At 62.3% G+C, this 24,873-nt stretch carries 29 protein-coding genes and 1 tRNA gene; 3 read left to right on the top strand and 27 right to left on the bottom strand.

Annotated elements, in window-relative coordinates; genetic code table 11:
- Positions 1–217 precede the first annotated feature (217 nt).
- The gene (locus F3J19_RS21515) at positions 218–1,072 is read left to right on the top strand and encodes an alpha/beta hydrolase (protein WP_167045653.1); all 855 of its coding nucleotides are present in this window, start codon (positions 218–220) and stop codon (positions 1,070–1,072) included.
- 478 nt (positions 1,073–1,550) lie between these two features.
- Here F3J19_RS21515 and F3J19_RS21510 read toward each other — a convergent pair whose 3' ends face one another.
- Positions 1,551–1,895, bottom strand: a complete 345-nt coding sequence (locus F3J19_RS21510; protein WP_167045650.1) for a DoxX family protein — start codon at positions 1,893–1,895, stop codon at positions 1,551–1,553.
- A 2-nt stretch (positions 1,896–1,897) separates the two neighbouring features.
- Entirely contained in the window at positions 1,898–2,821 is a 924-nt protein-coding gene (locus F3J19_RS21505; RefSeq protein WP_167045647.1) for an NAD-dependent epimerase/dehydratase family protein, read from the bottom strand.
- Between the two features lie 127 nt (positions 2,822–2,948).
- Here F3J19_RS21505 and F3J19_RS21500 point away from each other — a divergent pair, with 127 nt between their 5' ends.
- Positions 2,949–3,554, top strand: coding sequence for a TetR/AcrR family transcriptional regulator (locus F3J19_RS21500; RefSeq protein ID WP_167045644.1), 606 nt, complete (start codon positions 2,949–2,951; stop codon positions 3,552–3,554).
- 468 nt (positions 3,555–4,022) lie between these two features.
- Here F3J19_RS21500 and F3J19_RS21490 read toward each other — a convergent pair whose 3' ends face one another.
- From F3J19_RS21490 to F3J19_RS21450, 9 genes are all read right to left on the bottom strand, one after another.
- Entirely contained in the window at positions 4,023–4,307 is a 285-nt protein-coding gene (locus tag F3J19_RS21490) for a ribbon-helix-helix protein, CopG family (RefSeq protein WP_240159127.1), read from the bottom strand.
- Between the two features lie 493 nt (positions 4,308–4,800).
- Positions 4,801–5,997 (bottom strand): integrase arm-type DNA-binding domain-containing protein, encoded by a 1,197-nt coding sequence (locus F3J19_RS21485; protein ID WP_167045641.1) that lies wholly within the window; start codon positions 5,995–5,997, stop codon positions 4,801–4,803.
- 193 nt (positions 5,998–6,190) lie between these two features.
- Positions 6,191–6,266 (bottom strand) — tRNA-Thr (locus F3J19_RS21480).
- Positions 6,267–6,285: 19 nt separating this feature from the next.
- Entirely contained in the window at positions 6,286–6,786 is a 501-nt protein-coding gene (locus tag F3J19_RS21475; RefSeq protein ID WP_167045638.1) for a ClpXP protease specificity-enhancing factor, read from the bottom strand.
- Between the two features lie 65 nt (positions 6,787–6,851).
- Positions 6,852–7,463, bottom strand: a complete 612-nt coding sequence (locus tag F3J19_RS21470; RefSeq protein WP_006052302.1) for a glutathione S-transferase N-terminal domain-containing protein — start codon at positions 7,461–7,463, stop codon at positions 6,852–6,854.
- Between the two features lie 95 nt (positions 7,464–7,558).
- Positions 7,559–8,314, bottom strand: a complete 756-nt coding sequence (locus F3J19_RS21465; RefSeq protein WP_167045635.1) for a cytochrome c1 — start codon at positions 8,312–8,314, stop codon at positions 7,559–7,561.
- Between the two features lie 23 nt (positions 8,315–8,337).
- Positions 8,338–9,717 carry a cytochrome bc complex cytochrome b subunit gene (locus tag F3J19_RS21460; protein WP_167045632.1) on the bottom strand — a complete coding sequence of 460 codons (1,380 nt, stop codon included), beginning with the start codon at positions 9,715–9,717 and terminating at the stop codon, positions 8,338–8,340.
- Positions 9,717–10,337, bottom strand: coding sequence for a ubiquinol-cytochrome c reductase iron-sulfur subunit (petA, locus tag F3J19_RS21455; RefSeq protein ID WP_167045869.1), 621 nt, complete (start codon positions 10,335–10,337; stop codon positions 9,717–9,719). Before petA ends, F3J19_RS21460 begins: the two co-directional genes overlap by 1 nt.
- Before the next feature lie 219 nt (positions 10,338–10,556).
- Entirely contained in the window at positions 10,557–11,303 is a 747-nt protein-coding gene (locus F3J19_RS21450) for a Nif3-like dinuclear metal center hexameric protein (RefSeq protein WP_167045629.1), read from the bottom strand.
- Positions 11,304–11,322: 19 nt separating this feature from the next.
- On the opposite strand from F3J19_RS21450, the gene F3J19_RS21445 reads away from it, so the two are divergent.
- Entirely contained in the window at positions 11,323–12,543 is a 1,221-nt protein-coding gene (locus F3J19_RS21445) for a Do family serine endopeptidase (protein WP_167045614.1), read from the top strand.
- Positions 12,544–12,749: 206 nt separating this feature from the next.
- Here F3J19_RS21445 and tatC read toward each other — a convergent pair whose 3' ends face one another.
- From tatC to F3J19_RS21365, 16 genes are all read right to left on the bottom strand, one after another.
- Positions 12,750–13,535, bottom strand: a complete 786-nt coding sequence (gene tatC, locus F3J19_RS21440; RefSeq protein ID WP_167045611.1) for a twin-arginine translocase subunit TatC — start codon at positions 13,533–13,535, stop codon at positions 12,750–12,752.
- Between the two features lie 34 nt (positions 13,536–13,569).
- Positions 13,570–14,103 carry a Sec-independent protein translocase protein TatB gene (gene tatB / locus F3J19_RS21435; protein WP_167045608.1) on the bottom strand — a complete coding sequence of 178 codons (534 nt, stop codon included), beginning with the start codon at positions 14,101–14,103 and terminating at the stop codon, positions 13,570–13,572.
- A 48-nt stretch (positions 14,104–14,151) separates the two neighbouring features.
- Positions 14,152–14,394 carry a Sec-independent protein translocase subunit TatA gene (gene tatA / locus F3J19_RS21430; RefSeq protein ID WP_167045605.1) on the bottom strand — a complete coding sequence of 81 codons (243 nt, stop codon included), beginning with the start codon at positions 14,392–14,394 and terminating at the stop codon, positions 14,152–14,154.
- A gap of 319 nt (positions 14,395–14,713) precedes the next feature.
- Complete coding sequence (locus tag F3J19_RS21425) at positions 14,714–15,079, bottom strand: histidine triad nucleotide-binding protein (protein WP_167045602.1); 366 nt, start codon at positions 15,077–15,079, stop codon at positions 14,714–14,716.
- An 87-nt stretch (positions 15,080–15,166) separates the two neighbouring features.
- Positions 15,167–15,562, bottom strand: a complete 396-nt coding sequence (locus tag F3J19_RS21420) for a hypothetical protein (protein ID WP_167045599.1) — start codon at positions 15,560–15,562, stop codon at positions 15,167–15,169.
- Between the two features lie 105 nt (positions 15,563–15,667).
- Entirely contained in the window at positions 15,668–16,063 is a 396-nt protein-coding gene (locus tag F3J19_RS21415; RefSeq protein ID WP_167045596.1) for a phosphoribosyl-ATP diphosphatase, read from the bottom strand.
- Positions 16,060–16,470, bottom strand: coding sequence for a phosphoribosyl-AMP cyclohydrolase (hisI, locus tag F3J19_RS21410; RefSeq protein ID WP_167045593.1), 411 nt, complete (start codon positions 16,468–16,470; stop codon positions 16,060–16,062). Before hisI ends, F3J19_RS21415 begins: the two co-directional genes overlap by 4 nt.
- 1 nt (position 16,471) lies before the next feature.
- Positions 16,472–17,245 (bottom strand): imidazole glycerol phosphate synthase subunit HisF, encoded by a 774-nt coding sequence (gene hisF / locus F3J19_RS21405; RefSeq protein ID WP_167045590.1) that lies wholly within the window; start codon positions 17,243–17,245, stop codon positions 16,472–16,474.
- 162 nt (positions 17,246–17,407) lie between these two features.
- Positions 17,408–18,160 (bottom strand): 1-(5-phosphoribosyl)-5-[(5-phosphoribosylamino)methylideneamino]imidazole-4-carboxamide isomerase, encoded by a 753-nt coding sequence (hisA, locus tag F3J19_RS21400; RefSeq protein ID WP_008918717.1) that lies wholly within the window; start codon positions 18,158–18,160, stop codon positions 17,408–17,410.
- 181 nt (positions 18,161–18,341) lie between these two features.
- Entirely contained in the window at positions 18,342–18,983 is a 642-nt protein-coding gene (hisH, locus tag F3J19_RS21395) for an imidazole glycerol phosphate synthase subunit HisH (RefSeq protein ID WP_167045588.1), read from the bottom strand.
- A gap of 148 nt (positions 18,984–19,131) precedes the next feature.
- On the bottom strand, positions 19,132–19,719 hold the full coding sequence (gene hisB, locus F3J19_RS21390; protein ID WP_013090696.1) for an imidazoleglycerol-phosphate dehydratase HisB: 588 nt from the start codon (positions 19,717–19,719) through the stop codon (positions 19,132–19,134).
- 70 nt (positions 19,720–19,789) lie between these two features.
- The gene (hisC, locus tag F3J19_RS21385) at positions 19,790–20,860 is read right to left on the bottom strand and encodes a histidinol-phosphate transaminase (protein ID WP_167045585.1); all 1,071 of its coding nucleotides are present in this window, start codon (positions 20,858–20,860) and stop codon (positions 19,790–19,792) included.
- Positions 20,861–21,139: 279 nt separating this feature from the next.
- On the bottom strand, positions 21,140–22,474 hold the full coding sequence (gene hisD, locus F3J19_RS21380; protein WP_167045582.1) for a histidinol dehydrogenase: 1,335 nt from the start codon (positions 22,472–22,474) through the stop codon (positions 21,140–21,142).
- Between the two features lie 80 nt (positions 22,475–22,554).
- A complete protein-coding gene (gene hisG / locus F3J19_RS21375) occupies positions 22,555–23,256 on the bottom strand; it encodes an ATP phosphoribosyltransferase (RefSeq protein WP_167045579.1) in 702 nt (233 codons plus the stop codon).
- Positions 23,253–24,515: a UDP-N-acetylglucosamine 1-carboxyvinyltransferase gene (murA, locus tag F3J19_RS21370; protein ID WP_167045866.1), complete on the bottom strand. Its 1,263-nt coding sequence runs from the start codon at positions 24,513–24,515 to the stop codon at positions 23,253–23,255. The genes hisG and murA overlap by 4 nt, the downstream gene beginning before the upstream one ends.
- A 111-nt stretch (positions 24,516–24,626) precedes the next feature.
- Positions 24,627–24,866 carry a BolA family protein gene (locus tag F3J19_RS21365; RefSeq protein ID WP_167045576.1) on the bottom strand — a complete coding sequence of 80 codons (240 nt, stop codon included), beginning with the start codon at positions 24,864–24,866 and terminating at the stop codon, positions 24,627–24,629.
- Between the last annotated feature and the right edge of the window lie 7 nt (positions 24,867–24,873).

The raw sequence follows: 24,873 nt of genomic DNA, 5'->3' as shown, positions 1-24,873 counted from the left end.
TTTCGATGTCTACCATCGTAACCACTAAAAATCGCCTTGACAAGTTACACACCCGACTAGTAACCTCTAAAAACAAATTTAACAGGTTACTTTGGTGCTGCATGTTGATGTGGCAGACAGACGTTTCTTCCGTTCGGAGAACGAGCCCTGCCTCGAATCGTGTTCAGCCTGTTCCGATCCGCCACGCTGTGTCCCACTGTCCGCATGGAGAGAAGTCATGACCGCTATCCGCTATCGCCACGCCAACGTCGACGGTTTCAAGGTGTTCTATCGTGAAGCCGGAGCCCGGCACGCTCCAAAGCTATTGCTGCTGCATGGTTTTCCGAGTTCGAGCCATATGTTTCGCGACCTGATTCCGAAGCTCGCCGACCGTTTCCATATCGTCGCGCCCGATCTGCCCGGATTCGGACAGTCGGACATGCCGGCGCGCGACACCTTCGCCTATACGTTCGACCACATCGCCGAGGTGATCGAACGTTTCACCGAGGTCGTCGGCTTCGACCGCTTTGCCGTGTACGTATTCGACTACGGCGCACCAACCGGCTTCCGGCTCGCGCTCAGGCATCCCGAGCGGATCACCGCGATCATTTCGCAGAACGGCAACGCTTACGAAGAAGGACTCAGCGACGGCTGGAATCCGATTCGCTCGTACTGGAAGGACGCGTCGCCGGCCAATCGCGAGGCACTGCGCGCGCTGCTCGCGCATGAAGCGACCGTCTGGCAATACACGCATGGCGTGCCGGATACGGCGTGCGTGTCTCCGGACGGCTATTCGCTCGACAGCTTCTACCTGAGCCGCCCCGGCGCGGACGAGGTCCAGCTCGACCTGTTCCGCGACTATCGCAACAACGTCGCGTTATACCCTGCGTTTCAGGACTATTTCCGTACCCATCGGCCGCCGTTGCTGGCGGTGTGGGGCAAGCACGATCCGTTCTTCCTGCCGGCGGGTGCCGAGGCGTTCCGGCGCGATATTCCGGACGCGGTGGTGCGATTCTTCGACACCGGTCACTTCGCGCTCGAAACGCACGCGAGCGAAATCGCCGATGCGATCCGCGAGTTTCTGTCCCGATGATGCGATTGGACGCGCCACCGCCGTCAGACAGGTGCGGAATGTTGATTCGATTGTTGTCTCGACCGCCGCGCACTGGATGACGTGCCGGGCTCGACTCGACGCTGAGAATGGGCGGCGGCGAAGTCGAGTCGATTCAAGGGAGCTTTGATTGAGCGCGGCGGCAAAAGAAAAACCCCGGGAGACAGTATCTCGCGGGGTTTTCAGGGTAATGCGGGTAACGCAACTTGGTGCGGCTGCAGGACTCGAATGGACCTTATACGGTCAGCAATAAAGAGATAGGTAGGCTAATTGTAAGATTGAATGCCCCGAAAAATGCCCCCACTTTGAACTGCAACTTTGGTTCGACTATCGACTTGAGTCCTACCATCCAAACGGTCGCACGATTGCACCAATGCCGTCTATGGCTGAAGGCGACCCAAAACGGTCATTGATTTGGCCGAATAACATCCTGGCTTACTCGCCCGACGGCACGAAAACTTCAACAGCGGATAGCAAAATTGGCCGCCACCAAAGCCGAAAAGACCAGTGCCGGCGCGAGATGCCGGAATGGCTCCCGGTTCCGCAGCAGCGTGAAGAGCGCTGCGATCAAGATCGCGGCGGCCACCGCCAGACCCAAGACCCTGGTTTGTTGTCCAAGAAGAAATGCCGCACTGAGTAGTTCGAGAGCACCACAGAGCAAACGCAGCCATGCCGGGTAACCCCAGCGTGCGAAGTCTTGCTTCACCGCGCCGAGTCCTGCGAGATTGACCACCCCTGCAATCGCGAACAAGGCCGCCACGATCGTTGCGAGAATTGATTCGACAGATACACTGCTCCAGATCATCGTTACGCTCCACTGCTTTGCTGAAAATATGTTTGCATGGAGAGGTCTGCAATCAGGCCGGGGCCTTGGGGTTCCCATGCAAGAATTCGCCGCGCGAGCTGACCACTTACCGTTTGATCGAGCGCCAAGGCGTCGGCAAATGCACCAAGTGATTGGCGGGCGTCGTCGAGCGGCCAGAGCTCGATGCGATCGGCGCCGACCGAAGCACGAATTGCTTCGCCTATTTCGGTAACCGCGACAGCTTCTTCCGCGGTCACATTGAAGATCTGTCCCGTGACTTGGCCGTTCCCGTTTGCCGCTTGCTCCAGCGCAAGCAGGTAAGCGATGGCGAGATCGTCGACATGGACGGCAGGCCAACTATTACGACTGTCGCCGATGATCTTCACACCACCGATCTGTTGGGCCATACCAGCCAGCATGCCGAAGACGCCGCCACCGTAGCCGTGGACCATCGCCGGTCTGAGAATCACTGCGGCAATTGAACGGTTTGCCGCTAGCGCCTGCACCCGTTGTTCCACCACGGGCCGCCAGGCCACGAGTGGTGTCGGACTGAGAGCCGATGCTTCAGTCGCGAGTTTCCCGTTCGTATTGCCGTAGACCCAGATACCAGACGTATAGACAAACACTGAACCCGGGCGCAAATGCGAAAGCATTGCTACGACTGAGACCTCATCGGTAGCGGCAGCAGACGCATCATTGGTCGACGCGGTGTGCACCACGCCATCGGCGGCACCGGCTGCTGCGGCAAAAGACTGCGGCTCGCGCAGGTCACCTGGGTGCAGTTTCACGCCAAGACGCGCCAGCGCGCTGGCCGCCGCCGATGTGTCTTGACGCACCAGCGCCGTTACGTGATGGCCACGGCCGATTGCCTTGCGGGCGACCGCTTGCCCGATGTAGCCCGTGCCACCTGTGATGAATAGTTTCAAAGCGTTCTCCCAACATATCCTGCGTAGTTGAATAGTCACAAACGAGACCATACAGTCTCGTTTTCGCAAACGATAAACGAGACTAACCAGTCTTGTCAACTATTCGGCGATCTGTTATTTATTGGGGATGAACGCTATTTCACTTTCTGGCTTGAGCCCGCTGCAACGCCGCAAGCGATCCGCAATCCTTGACGGTGCGAAAACCGTTTTTCTACGTCAGAGTTTCAGTCTGGCAACGATGGACGATGTTGCTTCTGCCGCCGGCGTGGCCAAACAGACTGTCTATCGGCACTTCGGGTCGAAGGAGGCGTTGTTCGTTGGGCTGGTGCTTTCGATGTGCACCGAGGTAGGCGAGCTGCTTGCCAATTCTCGGCGCGAGCAATCCGATGGTGCGCTGGAAGTCGAGTTGCGCGAGTTGGGATGGTCGCTAGCACACAGCCTTATCACTCCGGATAATCTGCGGCTTTACCGAACCATTGTTGCCGAGGCCGAGCGCCTTCCGGAGCTTGGCCAGGTGTTTTACGAAAATGGGGCGAAGGTCGTGCGTGCTATTGCCGCCCAAATTCTGCGCAAGCGATTTGACGAATCGATTGCTGTCGTACGAGCCGCGACATTCGTTCAGTTGGTGCTGGGCGACGCGTATCTGGAACTGTCAATCGGTTGTCCGGTTCCCGACATTGAAGCGCGCTTTGCGCTGCAGATCGACGAGGCTGTGACAGCAGCACTTCGCTAAGTAAGCGCTTCGTGTTGAAGGTCCGCTTCTGGCCGGCAAGCGACCGCTCGCCGACCGTTACGTCATTAAACTTCAGTTTGCTCCGACATCTCAAGGGCTTGATCCACTGGTTCCCGTGTCCGACCCGATTCTGGGAGCACCAGAACCCAAGAGTCCGGGATGGCCCTGACATACCTCAGTGATCGAACCCACCTTGATCTGCTATCGCCCCCAGATCGCGGGCGCCGTGCAACACCCGGATAATCGTCACCGCCTGATCGGCCGGGCGATAATAAACAGCGTAGGACGAGTGAAATAGCACTCGCAGATCTGCTGCGAGCTGCCTTCGTTCCGGGCAGCCTAACGGAAAAAGTAATAGCTGCTGACAAGCCTCGTAGAGGCCGGCGACAAACCGGTCGGCCGTAGCCTCCGATGCCTCTTCCGCAATGTACGACCAAATTTCCGCCAGATCGAGTTCGGCGCGATCGGTTAGCTGGAGCGTTCGGCTAATAGCTGCCTCCCTCGGGCAATAACGCTCTCAGGATCGAACTTCTTTACGCGGCCAGCAGCAACGTCCGCCAGACCTCGATCGATCTCGGCCTTGAGATCGGCCAGTTCGCTTAGCATCAGTTGACGCCGGGTTTTCCACTCTCGCAACGCTTCACGCACAACCTCGCTGGTCGATGCGTACTCACCGTCTTCGACAGCCTGCTTGATGGCGCTTGCCATCTCTGGCGGCATGGTTACCGTCAGGCGCTCCAGGGTGGTAGACATGGGAGACTCCCGATTAGACACCTGTTCATACTTTATCATACCGCTAGGGTTCAAGTTCCAGCGGCGTTGCAAGATGGACGCCTGCTAGCAACCGGCGACCACTTTCGCACGAGCCGCCAAGTCTGCGCACACACAGCGCACCTTTTTCGCGACGCTAGCGCACCCGTCTGCTCACGGTATCTCGTTTTTCTGCGCAGACTGTTATCGCTGCTTGCGCCGAGTGCACTCCCTTTTTGCGCCAAGTAGTTTCGCGTTGCTTCGTTTTATTCACTTCGACTCAACAACCGTGCACACGCTATTTGCACCCTTGTTGTCACGATGTCGCACATGCTTCGCATCGCATTTACACGGGCGTTAACTTTTATTGCATAGCGCGCGTACACCCGTTGAACGGGATTAACTCTGAGCCGCAAAAACAACGAGAAAACAAGGTAAGGCATGATAGGCAAGCGCCGGTTTTGGGCACCAATTGACGAACGACGATTTCCCAAGCCTAGCCGACACGCTCCTGAGACTTGAGATCATCCAGGTAATCGGCCCACCGTTGCATCATCGCCCGCCGCTCCTTGAGAAATTTCGTACGGTTGCACGCTTTCCCGAGCGTGTCGGGAACCGCATGAGCGAGCTGATGCTCAATCACCTCCGGCTTCTGTTCAAGTTCCTCGTGCAGAATCGTGCGGGCCATCGCGCGGAAACCGTGGCCGGTGATTTCCGTGCGCGTGTCGTAACCCAACCGGCGCAGTGCCGCATTAATCGCTGCGTCGCTCATCGGCCGTTGCGCGGAACGCGCGCCGGGAAAAACGTAACGACCGCCACCGGTCAACGCGTAAAGCTCCCGAAGAATCTGAACAGTCTGAGTCGCCAAAGGCACCAGATGCTCCGTCTGAGTCTTCGTAACGAGGTACCGCCATTCCGCCTTGTCCAGATCGATTTGTGTCCACTCAGCCTTGCGTAGCTCTCCCGGGCGGGTAAACAGCATAGGTGCCAGCTTGAGTGCGCAGAGAACCGGAAACGTCCCTGCAAAGCCGTCGAACGCCCGCAGCATCGCCCCGACCTTTTCCGGCTCGGTGATAGAAGCAAAGTGAATGGTTTGCGCCGGCGGAATCGCTTTGACCAGGTTCCCGGCTGGATCGTCTTTGCAGTAGCCCTCTTTGACCCCATAGCGGAATACACGGCTAATCTCGCTGCGAACCTTATGGGCCGTAAATCGTGCTCCACGGCTGTCGATCCGCCTCAGCACAGACAGAATCTCGGGCGCATCGATCTCGCTGACCGGCCGTTTACCAAGCCAAGGAAAAACGTCTTTCTCGAAGCGAGCCTTGGTCTTCTCCCAAGACCCTGCTGTGACATAAGGCTTGCGCTCATCCAGCCAGCCCTGGGTCGCTACTGCAAACGAATTGGCCGCGGCCATCCGCGCAGCAGGCTTTTCGGCCTTCTTCACCTCCCCAGGGTCGAACCCCGCTGCAAGCGCCTTCCGCGCCTCATATCGCCGCTCCCGTGCATCCGCTAACGATACGTATGGATAGATCCCAAGCGCGAGTCGCTTCTCCTTTCCGGCAAAGCGGTACTTCAGCCGCCAATATTTCGAACCGTTTGGAGCAACTTCCAGGTACATCCCCTCGCCATCGGTAAGCCGGTACAGCTTCTCCCGAGGCAACGCTTTGCGAATAGCAATGTTGGTCAGCGGCATGGCGTCACCTTACAGTGCATGGGGGCATTTTTTCTGCGAGGTGTCCAAATTCGTTGGTATCTCACCAACAAATGCCCCCAAGTGCCCCCGGATTCACCCGGAAACCACCAAACCACTATAGAACAAAAAAACCCGCTAAGCCTTACGGCGTAACGGGTTTCAGGATGTCCTCGGAACTCCCAGGACTAAAATTTGGTGCCGGCTGCAGGACTCGAACCCGCCACCTCATGATTACAAGTCAAGCGCTCTACCTGATGAGCTAAGCCGGCATGAGGCCGTGATTCTACTTCATTTCACGATCTTAAGGCGAGCCCTGCCGCCGCCTTTCGACCCGTCGTCGTCCGGTTGCGGCTTGTCCGCGGCGTTGTCAGTGCTGGCATCCAGATCGGCCGGCGCCGTTTCGACCGCGCGCGGCGCGGCGGGCACTTCGGGTTCGTCCGCGGCGTCCGCGCCCGAATCCTGCGCCTCGCCCCCCGCCGATTCGACCGGAAATGCCATGCCCTGGCCGTTTTCGCGCGCGTAGATCGCGAGAATGTTGGCGACCGGCACCTCGATCTTGTGCGACTTGCCCGAGAAGCGCGCGTTGAACTCGATCCACTCGTTGCCCATCTGCAGCTGGCTCGTCGCCTCGAAGCTGATGTTCAGCACGATCTCGTTGTCACGCACGAACTGACGCGGCACACGCGTCTGATTGTCGACCCGCACCGCGATGTGCGGCGTGTAGCCGTTATCCGTGCACCACTCGTAAAGCGCGCGCAGCAGATAAGGCTTCGTGGAAATCTCTTGCATCAACAGTCCTCTTGCGGGCGCGGGCGCGCATCGGAACGATGCGCGCCCGCGCTCCAAAGCCAAACTCAACGGCGCATCACCTTTTCCGACGGCGTCAGCGCTTCGATATAAGCCGGGCGGCTGAAAATGCGCTCGGCGTACTTCATCAGCGGCGCAGCGTTCTTCGACAGCTCGATGCCGTAGTGATCGAGACGCCACAGCAGCGGCGCGATCGCCACGTCGAGCATCGAGAACTCTTCGCCCAGCATGTACTTGTTCTTCAGGAAGATCGGCGCGAGCTGCGTCAGGCGATCGCGAATCGCGAGGCGCGCCTTCTCGTGATTCTTCTCGGCCGCCTTGCCCTTCTCGTTTTCGAGCGTGCCGACGTGGACGAACAGCTCCTTTTCGAAGTTGAGCAGGAACAGGCGGGCGCGCGCGCGCTGCACCGGGTCGGCCGGCATCAGTTGCGGGTGCGGGAAGCGCTCGTCGATATACTCGTTGATGATGTTCGATTCGTACAGAATCAGGTCCCGTTCGACGAGAATCGGCACTTGACCATACGGATTCATCACGGCGATGTCTTCCGGCTTGTTGAACAGGTCGACGTCGCGGATCTCGAAGTCCATGCCCTTTTCGAACAGCACCAGCCGGCAACGCTGGGAGAACGGGCAAGTAGTGCCGGAATACAGAACCATCATATTTACGTTTCCTCAAAAAGCTGAAGGGCCAGCGCACGGAAAAACCGCTCAGCAGGTTTTTCCTGGCGCCGGCCCCACGCCGTGTAGCGGCGTGATTATTTGATATGTTTCCAGTACGCGGCGTTCAGTCGCCAGGCGAAAAAGCTCAGGATACCGAGGAACAGCAGCACCCACACGCCAAGCTGCTTGCGGGTTTGCTGCGTCGGTTCGGACATCCATGACAGGTACGACACGAGGTCGGCCACAGCAGAATCATAATCTACCGGCGACATCGTCCCCGGAGTCAGTTGCTGGAAGCCGAGGAACTTGTGTACCGTTTCGCCGGTTTTTTCGTCGGTTTCATCGCCGAATTTCGCCGCGCGCTGCCCCTGAAGCTGCCATAGCACGTGAGGCATGCTCACGTTTTCATACACCAGATTGTTCCAGCCGGTCGGCCGCGTATCGTCGCGATAGAAGCTGCGCAGATACGTGTACAGCCAGTCCTTGCCGCGCGCCCGCGCCTCCACCGACAGATCCGGCGGCGTCGCGCCGAACCACGCTTTCGCGTCGTCCGGGCGCATCGCCACCGTCATCGTGTTGCCGACCTTGTCGGTGGTGAACAGCAGGTTCGCCTGAATTTCAGCCGGCGTAATGCCGAGATCGGTCAGGCGGTTGTAGCGCATCAGGTTCGCGCTGTGGCAATTCAGGCAGTAGTTTACAAACAATTGCGCGCCGCGCTGCAAAGAAGCGAAATTGTTCGTGTTGTCCGGCGCGCGGTCGAGCGGGAAATTCTCGTCCGCGTGGGCCGGCGCGGCCAGCAGCGCAAACAGCGTCGCGCCGATCAGCGCGCACATCGAAAGCAGTTTTTTCATCTTCGTGTTCTCCTGGCTCGCGATTAGTGAGGCTTGAACCGCACCCGCTCCGGCGGCTGCTTGAACTTGCCAAGCCGCGTCCAGAACGGCATGCCGAGGAAAAACGCGAAGTAGATCAGCGCGCAGACCTGGGCGATCAGCGTCGAGACCGGCGACGGCGGCCGCGTGCCGAGGAAGCCCAGCGTCAGGAACGCGATCACGAAGATGCCGTAGAACACCTTGTGAAAAAACGGCCGGTAGCGGATCGACTTGACCGGCGACTGGTCGAGCCACGGCAGGAAGAACAGCGAAATCACCGCGCTGCCCATCACCACCACGCCCCAGAACTTCGACTCGGTGAACGCCATCGCGAGAATCACGAGCACCGCGAGCACCGGCAGACCGAGCTTCCACTTGCCGCGCGCGCGCACGAGCGCGAGCAGGCCGAGCAGACCGATCACGATCATCAGCACGATCTTGAACGGGTCCGTGGTGGCGCGCAGCATCGCGTAAAAGGCCGTGAAGTACCACACCGGGGCAATTTCCGGCGGCGTTTGCAGCGGATTCGCGGGAATGAAGTTGTTCGCTTCGAGGAAGTACCCGCCCATTTCCGGCGCGAAGAAAATGATCGCCGCGAAGATCAGCAGGAAAACCGTCACGCCCATGAAGTCGTGCACCGAGTAGTACGGGTGGAACGGAATGCCGTCGAGCGGCACGCCGTCCGGGCCCTTCTTCGCCTTGATCTCGATGCCGTCCGGGTTGTTCGAGCCGACCTCGTGCAGCGCCACGAGGTGCGCGATCACGAGGCCGACCAGCACGAGCGGAATCGCGATCACATGAAACGCGAAGAAGCGGTTCAGCGTGACGTCGGAGACGACATAGTCGCCGCGAATCCACAGCGACAGATCCGGCCCAATGAACGGAATCGCCGAGAACAGGTTCACGATCACCTGCGCGCCCCAGAACGACATCTGGCCCCACGGCAGCAGGTAGCCGAAGAACGCCTCGGCCATCAGGCACAGGAAGATCATGCAGCCGAAAATCCACACGAGCTCGCGCGGCTTGCGGTACGAGCCGTACATGAGCCCGCGGAACATGTGCAGGTACACGACGACGAAGAACATCGACGCGCCCGTCGAGTGCATGTAGCGGATCAGCCAGCCCCACGGCACCTCGCGCATGATGTACTCGACCGACGAAAACGCGAGCGTCGCGTCGGGCTTGTAATTCATCGTGAGGAAGATGCCGGTGACGATCTGGTTGACCAGCACCAGCAACGCAAGCGAACCGAAGAAGTACCAGAAGTTGAAGTTCTTCGGCGCGTAGTACTCGGAAACGTGCTTCTTCCAGGTGGAAGTCATCGGGAAGCGCTGGTCGATCCAACCAGCCAGCCCGGTCGTCTCTACTTCGTGTTCGCTCGCCATTACGCTTCTCCTTTTTCGTCCTTCCCGATCACAAGGGACGTCGCCGACGTGAACATGAAACGCGGGATGTCGAGGTTCTGCGGGGCGGGTTTGTTCTTGAAGACGCGGCCGGCCATGTCGTAGGTCGAGCCGTGGCACGGGCACAGAAAGCCGCCTGGCCAGTCGTCGGGGAGATTGGGCTGCGGGCCCTCCTGGAAGCGCGGCGTCGGCGTGCAGCCCAGATGCGTGCACACGGCGACGGCGACGAGCAGATGCTTGTTCTCGGCGCGCGAACGGAATTCGTTGTTGCAGTAGTCCGGCAGCGGCATCGAGAACGGATTCAGCGAGTGAGGGTCCGCCACCATGTTGTCCGCTTTCTGGACGTCGGCGAGCATGCGGTCCGTGCGGTTGATGACCCACACCGGCTTGCCGCGCCAGGCGACCGTCATCATGTCGCCGGGCTTGAGACTGCTGAAATCGACTTCGACCGGGGCACCCGCTGCCTTGGCCTTTTCGGATGGTGCAAACGAACTAACAAAGGGTACAACAACGGCAACACCTCCTATGCCGCCTGCTACGGTCGTCGCTACCAGCCAGTTACGGCGGCTGCCATCGACGCGTTCCTCTTCTTTGTCTCGCATCACACGCCCCACTTCTGAGTTGGATTTTTCCTTCACGTCGCTTCTACCGCCGCTAGTTTGCTCGAATGGAGTCGCCATTTACAAGGGCCGAGTGCCAAAAACCATGCGAAGCCCTTGATAACTCAGGGTTTGTCCGTACCGATCGCAAACTTTTTCGCACCTCCTTTTAAGTGCCTTCTACGGTATTCATGCCTTTCACTTTGTTAATGCAATTCGCAATTAAACCGGATTGGGGATATCGATAAAGAGGTGTTCGATATCGAACGATTCGGACAGATGCTTGCCCACCGCCTGCACGCCGAAACGTTCGGTCGCATGGTGGCCGGCGGCGAGAAAAGCGACGCCGCTTTCCGCCGCCGCATGCATGACCGATTCCGACACCTCGCCCGTCACGTAGACGTCGGCGCCCGCGTCGATCGCCGCGCCGAACATGCTCTGTGCGGCGCCCGTGCACCAGCCGACGCGGCGCAACTCCATGTCCGGATCGCCGAATACGAGCGGCGCGCGGCCGAGCGTCTGTTCGATCTCGGCGGTGAGGTGCGACAGCGTGATCGGCATCGGCAGCGTGGCGAGCCAGCCGAGATCGTTCTCGCCGAAGCGCGCGTCGCCGATCCAGCCCATCTTCTCGCCGATCTGCGCGTTGTTGCCGAGTTCGGAGTGATCGTCGAGCGGCAAGTGGTAGGCGAACAGGTTCAGGTCGTTGGCGAGCAGCAGCTTCAGGCGCGCATGTTTGCGGCCGGTGATCTGCGGCGCCTCGTTGCGCCAGAAGTAGCCGTGATGCACCAGCACGGCGTCCGCGCCCCACTCGAGCGCAGCCTCGAGGAAGGCCGCCGAGGCGGTCACGCCGGTCGCGAGACGGCTGATCCGGCGCCGTCCTTCGACCTGCAGTCCGTTCGGGCAATAGTCCTTGAAGCGCGCGGTTTCAAGGAGATTGTTCAAGTACAATTCAAGTTCTATCCGATCCATATAGACCTCTAGTCTTCAGATGCTTAGACGCTTCTGGCTGTTATTTGCCCAAGCGGTGACTGTGCTGTTGGCGCTGATGTTCATCATTGCGACCCTCAAACCGCAGTGGCTCCAGCGTCAAGGGCAGTTCGGCAGACAACTCGCCGAACCGATCGTCGCGCTGCGGGAAGTGGCGCCAGGCATCGGCGGCGGCCATGCCGAGGCGTCCTATGCGGATGCCGCGCAAAAAGCGATGCCCGCGGTCGTCAATGTGTTCTCCAGCAAGGATGGCTCACTGCCACCCGACCCGCGCGCGAAAGACCCGCTGTTCCGCTACTTCTTCGGCGACAAAAACAATCGCAAGCAGCCGGAGCAGCCCGCCTCGAATCTCGGCTCAGGCGTGATAGTGAGTTCGGAAGGTTACATTCTAACGAACCAGCACGTCGTCGACGGCGCCGATCAGATCGAAGTCGCGCTCGCCGACGGCCGCACCACCAGCGCGAAGGTGATCGGCGTCGATCCCGAAACCGATCTGGCCGTGCTCAAGATCAACCTGACCAATCTGCCCACCATCACACTTGGGCGCATGGATCAGACGCACGTCGGCGACGTCGTGCTCGCGATCGGCAATCCGTTCGGCGTCGGCCAGACCGTGACGATGGGCATCGTCAGCGCGCTCGGGCGCAATCACCTCGGCATCAACACGTTCGAAAACTTCATCCAGACCGACGCGGCGATCAACCCCGGCAACTCGGGCGGGGCGCTCGTCGACGTGAACGGCAACCTGCTCGGCATCAATACCGCGATCTATTCGCGCTCGGGCGGCTCGCTCGGCATCGGCTTCGCGATTCCGGTGTCGACCGCGCGCAGCGTGCTCGAAAGCATCATCACGACGGGCTCGGTCACGCGCGGCTGGATCGGCGTCGAGCCGCAGGACGTCACGCCCGAAATCGCCGAGTCGTTCGGGCTCGAGCAGAAGTCGGGCGCGATCGTCGCGGGCGTGCTGAAGAGCGGCCCGGCGGATCGCGCGGGCATCAAGCCCGGCGACATCCTGATGAGCGTGAACAACCAGGAAATCACCGACACCACGCGCCTGCTGAACGTGATCGCGCAGATCAAACCGGGCACGTCGGCGAAAGTGCATCTGGTGCGCAAGGGCCATCCGATCGACCTCGACGTGACGATCGGCAAGCGTCCGCCGCCGCCGAAGCAGGCCGAAGACGATAACGGCGGCGATCAGCCGGATGATGATGGGGGTTGAGGGCCGGGCGTGAGCCTCGCGGACGCGTCGTAAGGTATGGCGAGGTGTGTTGCCGCCAGCAGGCGCCGCGCATAGCGCCTCCGCGCCGGCGCGTAGTGCGAAGACCGCCGGCTAGCCGGATACGCACGTACGAAAGCAAAAGGGCAGTCCATGATGGACTGCCCTTTTGCTTTGCCTGGCCGGGCTTGCTCGCCGCATGCCGGCGCTCAATTCGACGGCGGACTGGCATCCTCCGTCACCGCCGCCGGCTGCTTGCCGACGAACACCCGCGCCGCGATGATGCCCGCTTCGTACAGCACGATCAGCGGCACCGCGAGGATCAGTTGCGAGAACACGTCCGGCGGCGTCACGACGGCCGACACCACGAACGCGCCGACGATCACGTAGGGGCGAATCTCCTTGAGCTTCTTCAGCGTGATGACGTTCATGCGCACGAGCAGCACGACGACGATCGGCACCTCGAACGTCACGCCGAACGCGATGAACATCGTCAGCACGAAGCTCAGGTAATTGTCGATATCGGTCGTCATCTCCGCGCCGAGCGGCGCGTTGTAGTGCGCCATCACGCGAAAGATAGTCGGAAACACGACGAAGTACGCAAACGCCATGCCGCACAGGAACAGCGTGTAACTGCTCGCCACCAGCGGCGCGACCAGCTTCTTCTCGTGCTGATACAAGCCCGGCGCGACGAACGCCCAGATCTGGTACAGCACGACCGGCAGCGCGATCACGAACGCCACCAGCATCGTCACTTTCATCGGCACGAAGAACGAGCCTGTGACGTCGGTGACGATCATCTTGCCGTCCTTCGGCAGGTTCATCATGAGCGGCCGCGCCAGCAGCCGGAAAATGTCCGGCGCCCAGTACACGAGCCCGATGAACACCACGATGACGGCCAGCCCCGCACGGATGATGCGGTCACGCAGTTCGACGAGGTGGGAAATGAAGGTCTCTTCAGCGCCTTCGTTCTGGGATTGCTGGGGGTCGCTCACACCGGCCCTCGGTTAGAGATTGTCGTTCTGATCATCAGAAGAACCGCGTCGGACGACGCAGGCTGGCGGGCGTATGCCGGGCAACGCGCGCGGCACCCGACTGCACGCGCGTGCGGCGCAGGCTTGCGCGCTTGTACCAGGCGGGTGTAGCGCTCTGCTTGACGCGCCAGTTCTTGCGCCTGGGCGCAGCGGCCGGCGTGCTGACCGGCCACGATGTGGTGCCCGAAGCGTTGCTGCCGGCATCTTCGAGCGCACCGCCGGCCATGCCCGGCGACACCGACGTGCCGCTGTTCCACGCTTCGTTCAGTTCGTTCTCGTGCTTGCGCAGATTGTCCTGAACCGCGCTTTCGACATTGCTCGCGGCCTTTTCGAACTCGGTTTTCATGCGCCGTAGTTCGTCCAGCTCGATTTCGCGCGTGACCTCGGCCTTCACGTCGTTGATATACCGCTGTGCGCGGCCGAACAGCGCGCCGGCCGTACGAGCGACACGCGGCAGGCGCTCAGGCCCGAGGACGACCAGCGCGACGACGCCGATCAGCGCCATCTTGGTTAGACCGAGGTCCAGCATGAAGTGGAATGTCCGTCAGTAACGCGGGAACGGCAAAAGCGCCGCGGCTTAGCGGTAGTCGCTCGAATGCGGCGTCTTTTCCTTGGCTTCGACGTCCACCGCGCCGTTGCGCGGCAGTTCGCGTTGCTGCTGCGCGTCGTCTGCCGGCGATTCGGCGTCCTTCATGCCTTCCTTGAACCCCTTCACCGCGCCGCCCAGATCGCTGCCGATGTTGCGCAGCTTCTTCGTACCGAACACGAGCGCAACGATCAGCAACACGATCAGCCAATGCCAAATGCTCAACGAACCCATGACTACTCTCCTTAACTTCGGCATCGCCCCGCGATGCGGAAAATTTCGTGCGCCTTGCGGCGCAACCTGAAGCGCGAACGCTTCGTCTCCATCGCGTCTGTACCGCCTTGTCCCCGGCGCCTTGCCCCGGCAAGCGCTCGCGGTTGCAAGGCAGTTGCGATTCACCCGGCGGCACAACCGCTGCCATTCTGGTCAGACGACCGCGTCGGCGTTATTACACTGCGGCAAATACAACGCCCACGCCGATCGCCTTTGCCTCACCCGCCGCGGCCCGTGAGCGCGAAGCATCGCGCACCCCATGAAAGCCGCGCCGCCGCGCCTAGCCCATGCGCTGCCAGGGACGCGGTCCCGCGAGAATATGCGCGTGCAGGTGATACACCTCCTGCCCGCCGCCCGGACCGGTATTGATTACCGTGCGAAAACCCGTTTCGCCGCCGCTGTAGGCGACACCCAGTTGCTCGGCGAGGCGCGCCGTCAAGACAAGCATTCTACCAAGCAGAGGCGCATCGTTTTCGGTGCAGTTCGACAGCGTCGCGATGTGCTTGCGAGGGATGACCAGCACGTGAGTTTCGGCCGCCGGACGGATGTCGCGGAAGGCGACGAACTCGTCGTCTTCATAGACTTTGGTCGACTGGATTTCGCCGGCGGCGATCTTGCAGAAAAGGCAATTCGGATCGTGACTCATCGTATTCCTGACGCGATATGACTGGAGCGCAAAGCACGCGGCAAAATCCGCCCCGAAAGCCGGCCTGATGAACAGACCGCAAGTCGCTCAGACCCAGCCGCGTGGATTCGCGAACGGCTTGTTATCGTACAGATACAGCCAGCCTTTGATAATACGGTACAACATCCAGATGCTGACGGCCCACAGCACCGGAATGCCGATCACGACGAGCAGCAGCGACGCGCCGATCGCATAGCCGACGAGGCCCATCCAGAACGTGCGGATCTGCCACTGGAAGTGCGCTTCGTAGGGTGTGCCGGCCACGTCCGGCCGCTTGATGTAGTTGACGATGATGGCAATCAGAATGGTCAGCCCGCCAGTGAGCCAGTGCACCGCATACAGTGCGTACAGCACGTGCGTAAGCGTGCGCAGGCTGCGCTCGCGCTCAGGCTCCATGGCGTTGCGATAGACCGGCGACGGATAGCTTCCTTGCGACTGTTCCATGCTCGCGTCCTCCGAAGGTGCGTTTACCGCAATATGGGTGCCCGCGCCCGCGACTTCAAGCGCAAGCGCCCGGTTACTGCCTCGTCACGACTGCCGGATTGCCACTCAGTCGCCGTTCTGCTCACGCTCGCGGCTCTTGCGCAGCGCTTTTTCCTCGATGCCCGAGAGCCCTTCGCGGCGCTCGAGTTCGGCAAGCACGTCCGCCGGGCTCAGATCGAAATGCGACAGCATCACGAGGCAATGAAACCACAGGTCCGCGACTTCGCCGACCAGCGCCTTCGGCGCGCCGCCGTGGCGCGTGTCTTTCGCGGCCAGCACGACTTCGGTGGCTTCCTCGCCGATCTTCTTCAGCACCGCGTCGTCGCCCTTGTGAAACAGGCGCGACACGTACGAAATGTCCGGATCGCCGCCCTTGCGGCTGTCGATGACCGCCGCGAGACGCAGCAGCGTATCGTTCGTGGAAGCCGAAGCGGGCGACGGGTTTTGCGTGGATTGCGTCATTTGTAGATGTGTTCGGGGTCTTTCAGCACGGGATCGACGGCCTGCCAGTCGCCGTCCGCGACCGAGCCTTCGAATTTCTGGAAAAAGCACGAGTGGCGCCCGGTGTGGCACGCGATGCCCGACACCTGCTCCACCTTGAGCAGCACCACGTCTTCGTCGCAATCGAGCCGCACTTCATGCACGTGCTGCACGTGGCCGGACTCCTCGCCCTTGAACCACAGGCGCTGGCGCGAGCGCGAGAAATACACCGCGCGGCCCGTTTCGACCGTCTTCGCGAGAGCCTCGCGGTTCATCCACGCGAACATCAGCACGTCGTTCGTCGACGCTTCCTGCGCGATCACAGGCACGAGGCCGTTCGCGTCCCACTTGACCTTGTCGAGCCAGTTCACTGCCGAAGAATTCGTCACGTCACAACCTCACCGAAATGCCCTGGTCGGCCATGAAGCGCTTGGCCTCGCCGACCGTGTGTTCACCGTAGTGGAAGATGCTCGCGGCGAGCACCGCGTCCGCGTGGCCGTCCTTGATGCCGTCGGCGAGATGCTGCAGATTGCCGACGCCGCCCGAGGCGATCACCGGCACCGGCACCGCGTCCGACACCGCGCGCGTCAGCGCGAGGTCGAAGCCGCTCTTGGTGCCGTCGCGATCCATGCTGGTCAGCAGGATTTCGCCCGCGCCGAGTTCGGCCATTTTGCGCGCCCATTCGACCGCTTCGAGACCGGTCGCCTTGCGCCCGCCATGCGTGAACACTTCCCAGCGCGGCGGCTCGCCGTCGGCGGACACGCGCTTCGCGTCGATCGCGACGACGATGCACTGCGAGCCGTACTTGTCGGTGGCCTCTTTCACGAGTTGCGGATTCGCAACCGCCGACGAGTTCATGCTGATCTTGTCGGCCCCCGCGTTGAGCAGGCGCCGCACGTCCTCGACCGCGCGCACGCCGCCGCCGACCGTCAGCGGAATGAACACCTGCGAGGCGACCGCCTCGATGATCGGCAGAATCAGGTCGCGCTGATCCGAAGTCGCGGTGATGTCGAGGAACGTGAGTTCGTCGGCGCCCTGGTCGTCGTAACGGCGCGCGATTTCGACAGGGTCGCCGGCGTCGCGCAGTTCGACGAAGTTGACGCCCTTGACCACGCGGCCCGCGGTAACGTCGAGACAGGGAATGATGCGTTTAGCTAGAGCCATGATCGTGCAATTCTGCCAATACCGCTGATGAGGCCGCTCGCTCGTGGAGCAAGCGGCACGGTGCCGGCGCGACCTGTTGCGTCGCGCCGCGAGTGGAATGCCGGCAGGAAGCCGGCAAGGTTCCGGGTGCGGGGGCGTGCGACGCGCGCTGCCGGCACGCGCTTAGGCGTCGTCCGCTTCGCGCAGCTTGTCCGCGAGCGTTTGCGCCGCCGCGAAGTCGAGATCGCCCGAATAGATCGCGCGGCCGCAAATTACGCCTTCGATGCCCTCGCCTTCGACTTCGCACAGCGATTCGATGTCCGCGAGATTCGACAGGCCGCCGCTCGCGATCACTGGAATCTTCACCGCGCGCGCGAGGCGCACGGTCGCTTCGATGTTGATGCCTTGCAGCATGCCGTCGCGGCCGATGTCGGTGTAGATGATGGACTCGCAGCCGTAGTCCTCGAACTTGCGCGCGAGGTCGGCCACTTCGTGGCCGGTCAGCTTGCTCCAGCCGTCGGTGGCAACCTTGCCGTCCTTCGCGTCGAGCCCGACGATGATGTGGCCGCCGAACGCGGTGCACGCGTCCTGCAGAAAGCCAGGGTTCTTCACCGCCGCCGTGCCGATGATCACATACGACAGGCCGTCGTCGAGATAGCGCTCGATCGTGTTCAGGTCGCGAATGCCGCCGCCCAGTTGCACCGGAATCTCGCCGCCCACTTCCTCGATGATCGCCCGGATCGCATCGCCGTTCTTCGGCTTGCCGGCGAATGCACCATTCAGGTCGACCAGATGCAGACGACGCGCGCCGCGGTCGACCCAATGTCGGGCCATTGCCGCCGGTTCCTCGGAAAAAATCGTCGCCTGGTCCATATCGCCCTGTTTGAGGCGTACACACTGACCATCTTTCAGGTCGATGGCGGGAATCAGCAGCATAGCAATCGGGTGTTGTCTGGGAGTGGGTTGAAGGTCGGCGGCAGCGGCTGAATAGACAGCCCGCCGCAGCGCCGTTTCGCTAGTTTAGTACAACTCTTTCGGCGCTCCAGCGGGGCACCGGTCAGATACGGGACCGCGGCACCGCGCGCCCTGCGCGCGGCAACGGGATAAAGAAAGGCGTTCACGGGTTCCAGTGCACGAAGTTGCGATACACGCGCAAGCCCGCTTCGGCGCTCTTTTCAGGATGAAATTGGGTGGCGAAGATGTTATCCCGCGCTACCGCCGAGGTAAAGGGCACGCCGTAGACCGTCTCGCCCGACGTATGCGCGGAATTGTCCGGCACGACGTAGTAGCTGTGCACGAAGTAGAAGAACGCGTTGTCGGCGACGCCGTCCCACAGCGGATGCGGCTGCGCCTGGTGCACACGGTTCCAGCCCATCTGCGGGACCTTGAAGCGCGAGCCGTCGTCCTGCACCTGGCCTTCGAGTTCGAAGCGCACCACCTTGCCGGGCAGCAGCCCGAGCCCTCGCGTATCGCCCTCGGCGCTCCAGTCGAACAGCATCTGCTCGCCGACGCACACGCCCATCAGCGGCTTGCCGCGCGACGCCTCGACGACCGCTTCCTGCAGGCCGGACTCGCCGAGACTGCGCATGCAGTCGGGCATCGCGCCCTGGCCCGGCAGCACCACGCGGTCGGCCGCGCGAATCGCCTCGGGACGATCGACGATCGCCACGTCCGCTTCCGGCGCGGCCTTGCGCAATGCCTGGGCCACCGAGCGCAGGTTGCCCATTCCGTAATCCACAATCGCTATCGAAGTTTTCATTTCAAGTTTGGCCGCCCTGCCTTCAAGCGATCGGCGCGGCTGCGCGGCGTCGAACGACATACCGGCTCGCGCGCTCCTGCCCGATGAATCGCTTGAGGAAATCGCTCGAAGGTGAATGGCCTAAAGACGTTGGAGGCGATGAAACCTGTTAGAGGCTGCCCTTGGTCGACGGAATCTGCCCTGCCGCGCGTTCGTCGAGCTCGACGGCCATGCGCAGCGCGCGGCCGAATGCCTTGAACACCGTTTCGAGCTGATGATGCGCGTTGATGCCGCGCAGATTGTCGATGTGCAGCGTCACGCCGGCATGGTTCACGAAGCCGCGGAAGAATTCGATCGACAGATCGACGTCGAACGTGCCGATGCGCGCCCGCGTGAACGGCACATGAAATTCGAGGCCCGGACGGCCGGAAAAATCGATCACGACACGCGACAGCGCTTCGTCGAGCGGCACGTAGGAATGACCGTAGCGGCGGATGCCCTTGCGGTCGCCGATCGCCTTCGCGACGGCCTGACCCAATGTGATGCCGGTGTCTTCGACCGTATGGTGGTCGTCGATATGCAGGTCGCCATGCGCCTCGATCTCGAGGTCGAACAGACCGTGGCGGGCGATCTGGTCGAGCATGTGGTCCAGAAACGGCACGCCGGTGGCCAGCTTCTGCTGACCGGTACCGTCCAGATTGATCTTCACACGGATCTGCGTTTCGCTGGTGTTGCGAACGACTTCCGCAAGGCGCATGGTAATTCCTCGAATCTCGCTAGAAAGCGCTAATGATGTGGGGTGGAAAAAAGGCGAGCCTAGCTGCCGGTCAGCGCAGCACGAGCTTCAGTCCGGCGAGCAACTGGGCGTTTTCCTCGGGAGACCCGACGGTCAAACGCACGCAATTCGCCAGCAATGCATGCATTTTACTCACGTTTTTGATCAGAACCCGCGCCGTGAGCAGCGTTTCGAACAGCACGGACGCATCGGGCACGCGCACGAGCAGGAAGTTGCCCGCGCTCGGGAACACCTCGGCGCCCGGCAGCGCAGCTACCGCCTGCGCGAGTTTCGTGCGCTCTTCGCGCAATTGCGCGGCCTGCGCATCGAGCACACCGACGTGATCGAGCAGGAAACCGGCGGCGGCTTGCGTCAGCACGTTGATGTTGTACGGCGGGCGCACCTTGTCGAATTCGGTCAGCCACGCGGGCTTGCCGACCAGATAGCCAAGGCGGATACCCGCGAGACCGAGCTTCGACACCGTGCGCATCACGACGACGTTGTCGAACTGGTCGGCGCGCGGCAGCCAGCTTTTCTGCGCGAACGGCTGATACGCCTCGTCGATCACGACGAGGCTGCCCTGCGCCGCGGCGATGATGCGCTCCATGTCGGCGTCATCGAAAAGCGTGCCGGTCGGGTTGTTCGGATACGCGAGATAGACCACCGCCGGCTTATGCTCGGCAAGCGCCGCGAGCATCGCGTCGGTGTCGAGCGTGAAGTCGGGCTTGAGCGGCACGCCGACGAATTCGAGATTCGCCAGCTTCGCCGACATCTGATACATGACGAAACCGGGCACCGGCGCGAGCACCTTCGCGCCGGGCCGCGCGCACGCGACCGAGATGATGCTGATGATTTCATCCGAGCCGTTGCCGAGCAGCACATCGCAGCCGGCCGGCACGCCCATCACGTGACGGATGCGCTCGATCAGCGCTTCCGGGCGCGGTGCCGGATAGCGGTTCAGCGCGACGCCGGCGAGATGCGCGCCGAGATGCGCGGCCAGTTCCGGCGGCAGCGGAAACGGATTTTCCATGGCGTCGAGCTTGATGAAGCCGGTCGCGTCCGGAACCGGGTAGCTCGTCATTGCGAGCACGTCGCTGCGGATGAGGTCGTGAGGTGTCGTCATAGTTCGTGGCCCGGGCCGTGGGGAAATGCCGGCCCGGCATCGGCGGCGCAGGGCCGCGCTGGTTGGTCTCTATTGTCGTTATTGAACGCTTGAGTGCGGGCGATCCGTCGCTGAGCGCGGTGGGTTGGCACCGGAAACAACGGGAGCATCGGCAAGGATCGCCGGGACTCGACAGCGGGCCCCGCTTCGTGCGGCTGCCGCCCTGCCTCTTGCCGTTGCTTCCGCGCCTGCCGCCTTGGGATCAGCTTTGCCGCGCGCCGCCGTTGTCTGTCATCCGCCTCAGCCGCGTTCGTTGTTGTTGTGCCGCATCCGGTATTCGGCGCTGCGTGCATGCGCTTGCAGGCCTTCGCCGTAGGCGAGTTCGGCGGCGATCTCGCCGAGCGTCTGTGCGCCTTCCGCGCTGACTTCGATCAGGCTCGAACGCTTGAAGAAATCATAAACGCCGAGCGGCGACGAGAACCGCGCGGTGCGCGAAGTCGGCAACACGTGGTTCGGCCCCGCGCAGTAGTCGCCGAGGCTCTCGCTCGTGTAGCGGCCAAGGAAGATCGCGCCCGCGTGGCGAATCTGCTGCGCCCATTGATGCGGCTCCAGCGCCGAGATTTCGAGGTGCTCGGGCGCGATATCGTTGGCGATCGCGCAGGCTTCGGCCATATCGCGCACCTTGATCAGCGCGCCGCGATTTTCGAGCGACGTGCGGATCACTTCGTGGCGCGGCATGGCCGGCAGCAGTTCGTCGATCGCTTCCTTCACACGCGCGATGAACGCGTCGTCCGGGCACAGCAGGATCGACTGCGCGAGTTCGTCGTGCTCGGCTTGCGAGAACAGGTCCATCGCGACCCAGCGCGGGTCCGTCGTACCGTCGCACAGCACGAGAATTTCCGAGGGCCCCGCGATCATGTCGATGCCGACCGTGCCGAACACGCGCCGCTTCGCCGAGGCGACGTACGCGTTGCCGGGGCCGCAGATCTTGTCGACCGCGGGCACCGTCTGCGTGCCGTACGCGAGCGCGCCGACCGCCTGCGCGCCGCCGATCGTGAACACGCGATCGACGCCGCCGAGCAGCGCTGCCGCCAGCACGAGCGGATTCTTCACGCCGTCCGGCGTCGGCACGACCATGACGATTTCGCGCACGCCGGCCACGCGGGCCGGAATCGCGTTCATCAGCACCGACGACGGATACGCCGCCTTGCCGCCCGGCACGTAGATGCCCGCGCGATCGAGCGGCGTGACCTTCTGGCCGAGCACCGTGCCGTCGGCCTCGGTGTACTGCCAGCTATGGCTGCCGCACTCGATCCTCTGCTTCTCGTGATAGCCGCGCACGCGCGCCGCCGCCGCTTCGAGCGACGCGCGCCGCTTCGGTTCGAGGCTTTCGAGCGCCGCTTCGAGCTCCGACATCGGCAGTTCGAGCGCGGCCACGCTCCGCGCATCGAGCCGGTCGAAGCGGTTCGTGTACTCGAGCACCGCCTCGTCGCCGCGCGCCTTCACGTCGTTCAGAATCTGCGCGACCGAGCGCTCGATGGCGTCGTCTTCGCTCGCCTCGAACGCGAGCACCGCATGCAGCGACTTCTGGAAGTCGGGCGCGGTGGAATCGAGTTTGCGAATCTTGGTAGACATACAGGTATCCGTTTCGGTAAGGCGCTCGGTCGCAGCGTAGTCAGAGTGCCGGGCAGAGTACCAGCGCCGGGTGCCGACGCTCAGGCCGCCGGGGCACCGGCTTTCGACGATGCCTTGGCAAACGCGTCGAGAATCGGCCGCAATGCGGCGCGTTTGAGCTTCAGCGCCGCCTGGTTCACGACGAGGCGCGACGAAATCTGCATGATCTCTTCCACCTCGACAAGATTGTTCGCACGCAGCGTATTGCCCGAGCTGACCAGATCGACGATCGCGTCGGCGAGGCCGACCAGCGGCGCCAGTTCCATCGAACCGTACAGCTTGATCAGGTCGACGTGCACGCCCTTGGCGGCAAAATGCTCACGTGCGGTTTCCACGTACTTGGTCGCGACACGCAGACGCGCGCCCTGACGCACCACGCTCGCGTAATCGAAACCGGCCGCGACCGCGACCGACATGCGGCAACGCGCGATGTCGAGATCGATCGGCTGATACAGGCCGCTGCCGCCATGTTCGAGCAGCACGTCCTTGCCGGCCACGCCGAAGTCGGCCGCGCCGTACTCGACATAGGTCGGCACGTCGGTCGCGCGCACGATGATCACGCGCAGGTTCGCGTCGGTGGTCGGCAGGATCAGCTTGCGCGAGGTTTCCGGGTCTTCCGCGACTTCGATGCCGGCCGCCGCGAGCAACGGCAGCGTTTCCTCGAAGATACGCCCTTTCGACAACGCGAGCGTGAGCGGCGCGCTCACCGCCGGCGACGACGACGTTTGCGGCATCGAACTCATGCTGCGCTCCCGGACACGCGGCGCACCTTCGCGCCGATTGCGTTGAGCTTCGCTTCCATGCGGTCGTAGCCGCGATCGAGGTGATAGATGCGGTCGATCAGCGTCTCGCCCTCGGCGCGCAGCGCGGCGATCACGAGACTCGCGGACGCGCGCAGATCGGTCGCCATCACCTTCGCGCCGGACAGCTTCGCGACGCCGTTCACGAGTGCGGTGTTGCCGTCGATCGTGATGCTGGCGCCGAGGCGGTTCAGCTCCTGCACGTGCATGAAGCGGTTCTCGAAGATCGTCTCGACGACCTGCGAGGTGCCGTCGGCGATCGCGTTGAGCGCCATGAACTGCGCCTGCATGTCAGTCGGAAACGCCGGGTATTCGGACGTGCGGAACGTAACCGCGCTCGGGCGCCGGTCCATGCGCACGCGCATCCAGTCGTCACCTTCCTCGACCGTGACGCCCGCTTCGCGTAGCTTCTCGGTAACGGCTTCGAGCAGCAGCGGACGCATCTTGCGCAGCGTGACGTCGCCGCCGGCCGCCGCGACCGCGCACAGGAACGTGCCCGCTTCGATGCGGTCCGGAATCACCGCGTGCTGCGCGCCGTGCAGCTTGTCGACGCCCTGGATCACGAGACGGTCGGTGCCGATGCCGTCGATCTTCGCGCCCATCGCAACGAGCAGATGCGCGAGGTCGACCACTTCGGGTTCGCGCGCGGCATTCTCGATGACCGTCTCGCCTTCGGCGAGCACCGCCGCCATCAGCAGGTTCTCGGTGCCGGTCACGGTAATCATGTCGGTGACGATGCGCGCGCCCTTCAGACGCTTCGCGCGCGCCTCGATGAAGCCATGCTCGATCGTGATCTCGGCGCCCATCGCCTGCAGGCCCTTGATGTGCTGGTCGACCGGCCGCGCGCCGATCGCGCAGCCGCCCGGCAGCGACACGCGCGCATGACCGAAGCGCGCGACGAGCGGACCGAGCACGAGGATCGACGCACGCATCGTCTTCACCATCTCGTACGGCGCGACGAGGTTGTCGACCTTCGACGCGTCGAGCGCCACGCGGCCCTCGCCCGCCTCGATACGCACGCCCATCTGGCCGAGCAGCTTGAGCATCGTGCGCACGTCCTGCAGATCGGGCACGTTCTCCAGATGCACCGGCTCGGCGCTCAGGAGACCCGCGCACAGGATCGGCAATGCCGCGTTCTTCGCCCCCGAGACGACAACTTCACCGGAGAGCGGGTGACCACCTTCAATGACGAGTTTATCCATGCCTGTCGGCTCCTGATCGGCCCGGTTCGCGCCCGGACCTGCCTTGACTGTGTTCGGCGCGCCGCTCGCGGCGTCGCGCCCTTCCTGTGTGATTCGCACTGAATTTCCAGATTACGCGTTCTGCCATTCGGCGGGCGTCAGCGTCTTCATGCTGAGCGCGTGGATTTCTTCGCGCATGCGGTCGCCGAGCGCCGCATACACGAGTTGATGGCGCTGGATCAGGCGCTTGCCTTCGAAGCTCGGCGAGACGATCGTCGCAAAGAAATGCTGACCGTCGCCTTGGACTTCGAGATGCTCGCACGCGAGCCCAGCCGCTATGTATTGCTTGACCTGTTCGGGAGTCGGCAACATGAGAGAT

The sequence above is a fragment of the Burkholderia sp. Ax-1724 genome, from assembly GCF_011752995.1.
Lineage (GTDB): Bacteria > Pseudomonadota > Gammaproteobacteria > Burkholderiales > Burkholderiaceae > Paraburkholderia.
Note: the sequence above shows the minus strand (reverse complement) of the source record. Positions and strands in the feature narration are given on the sequence as shown.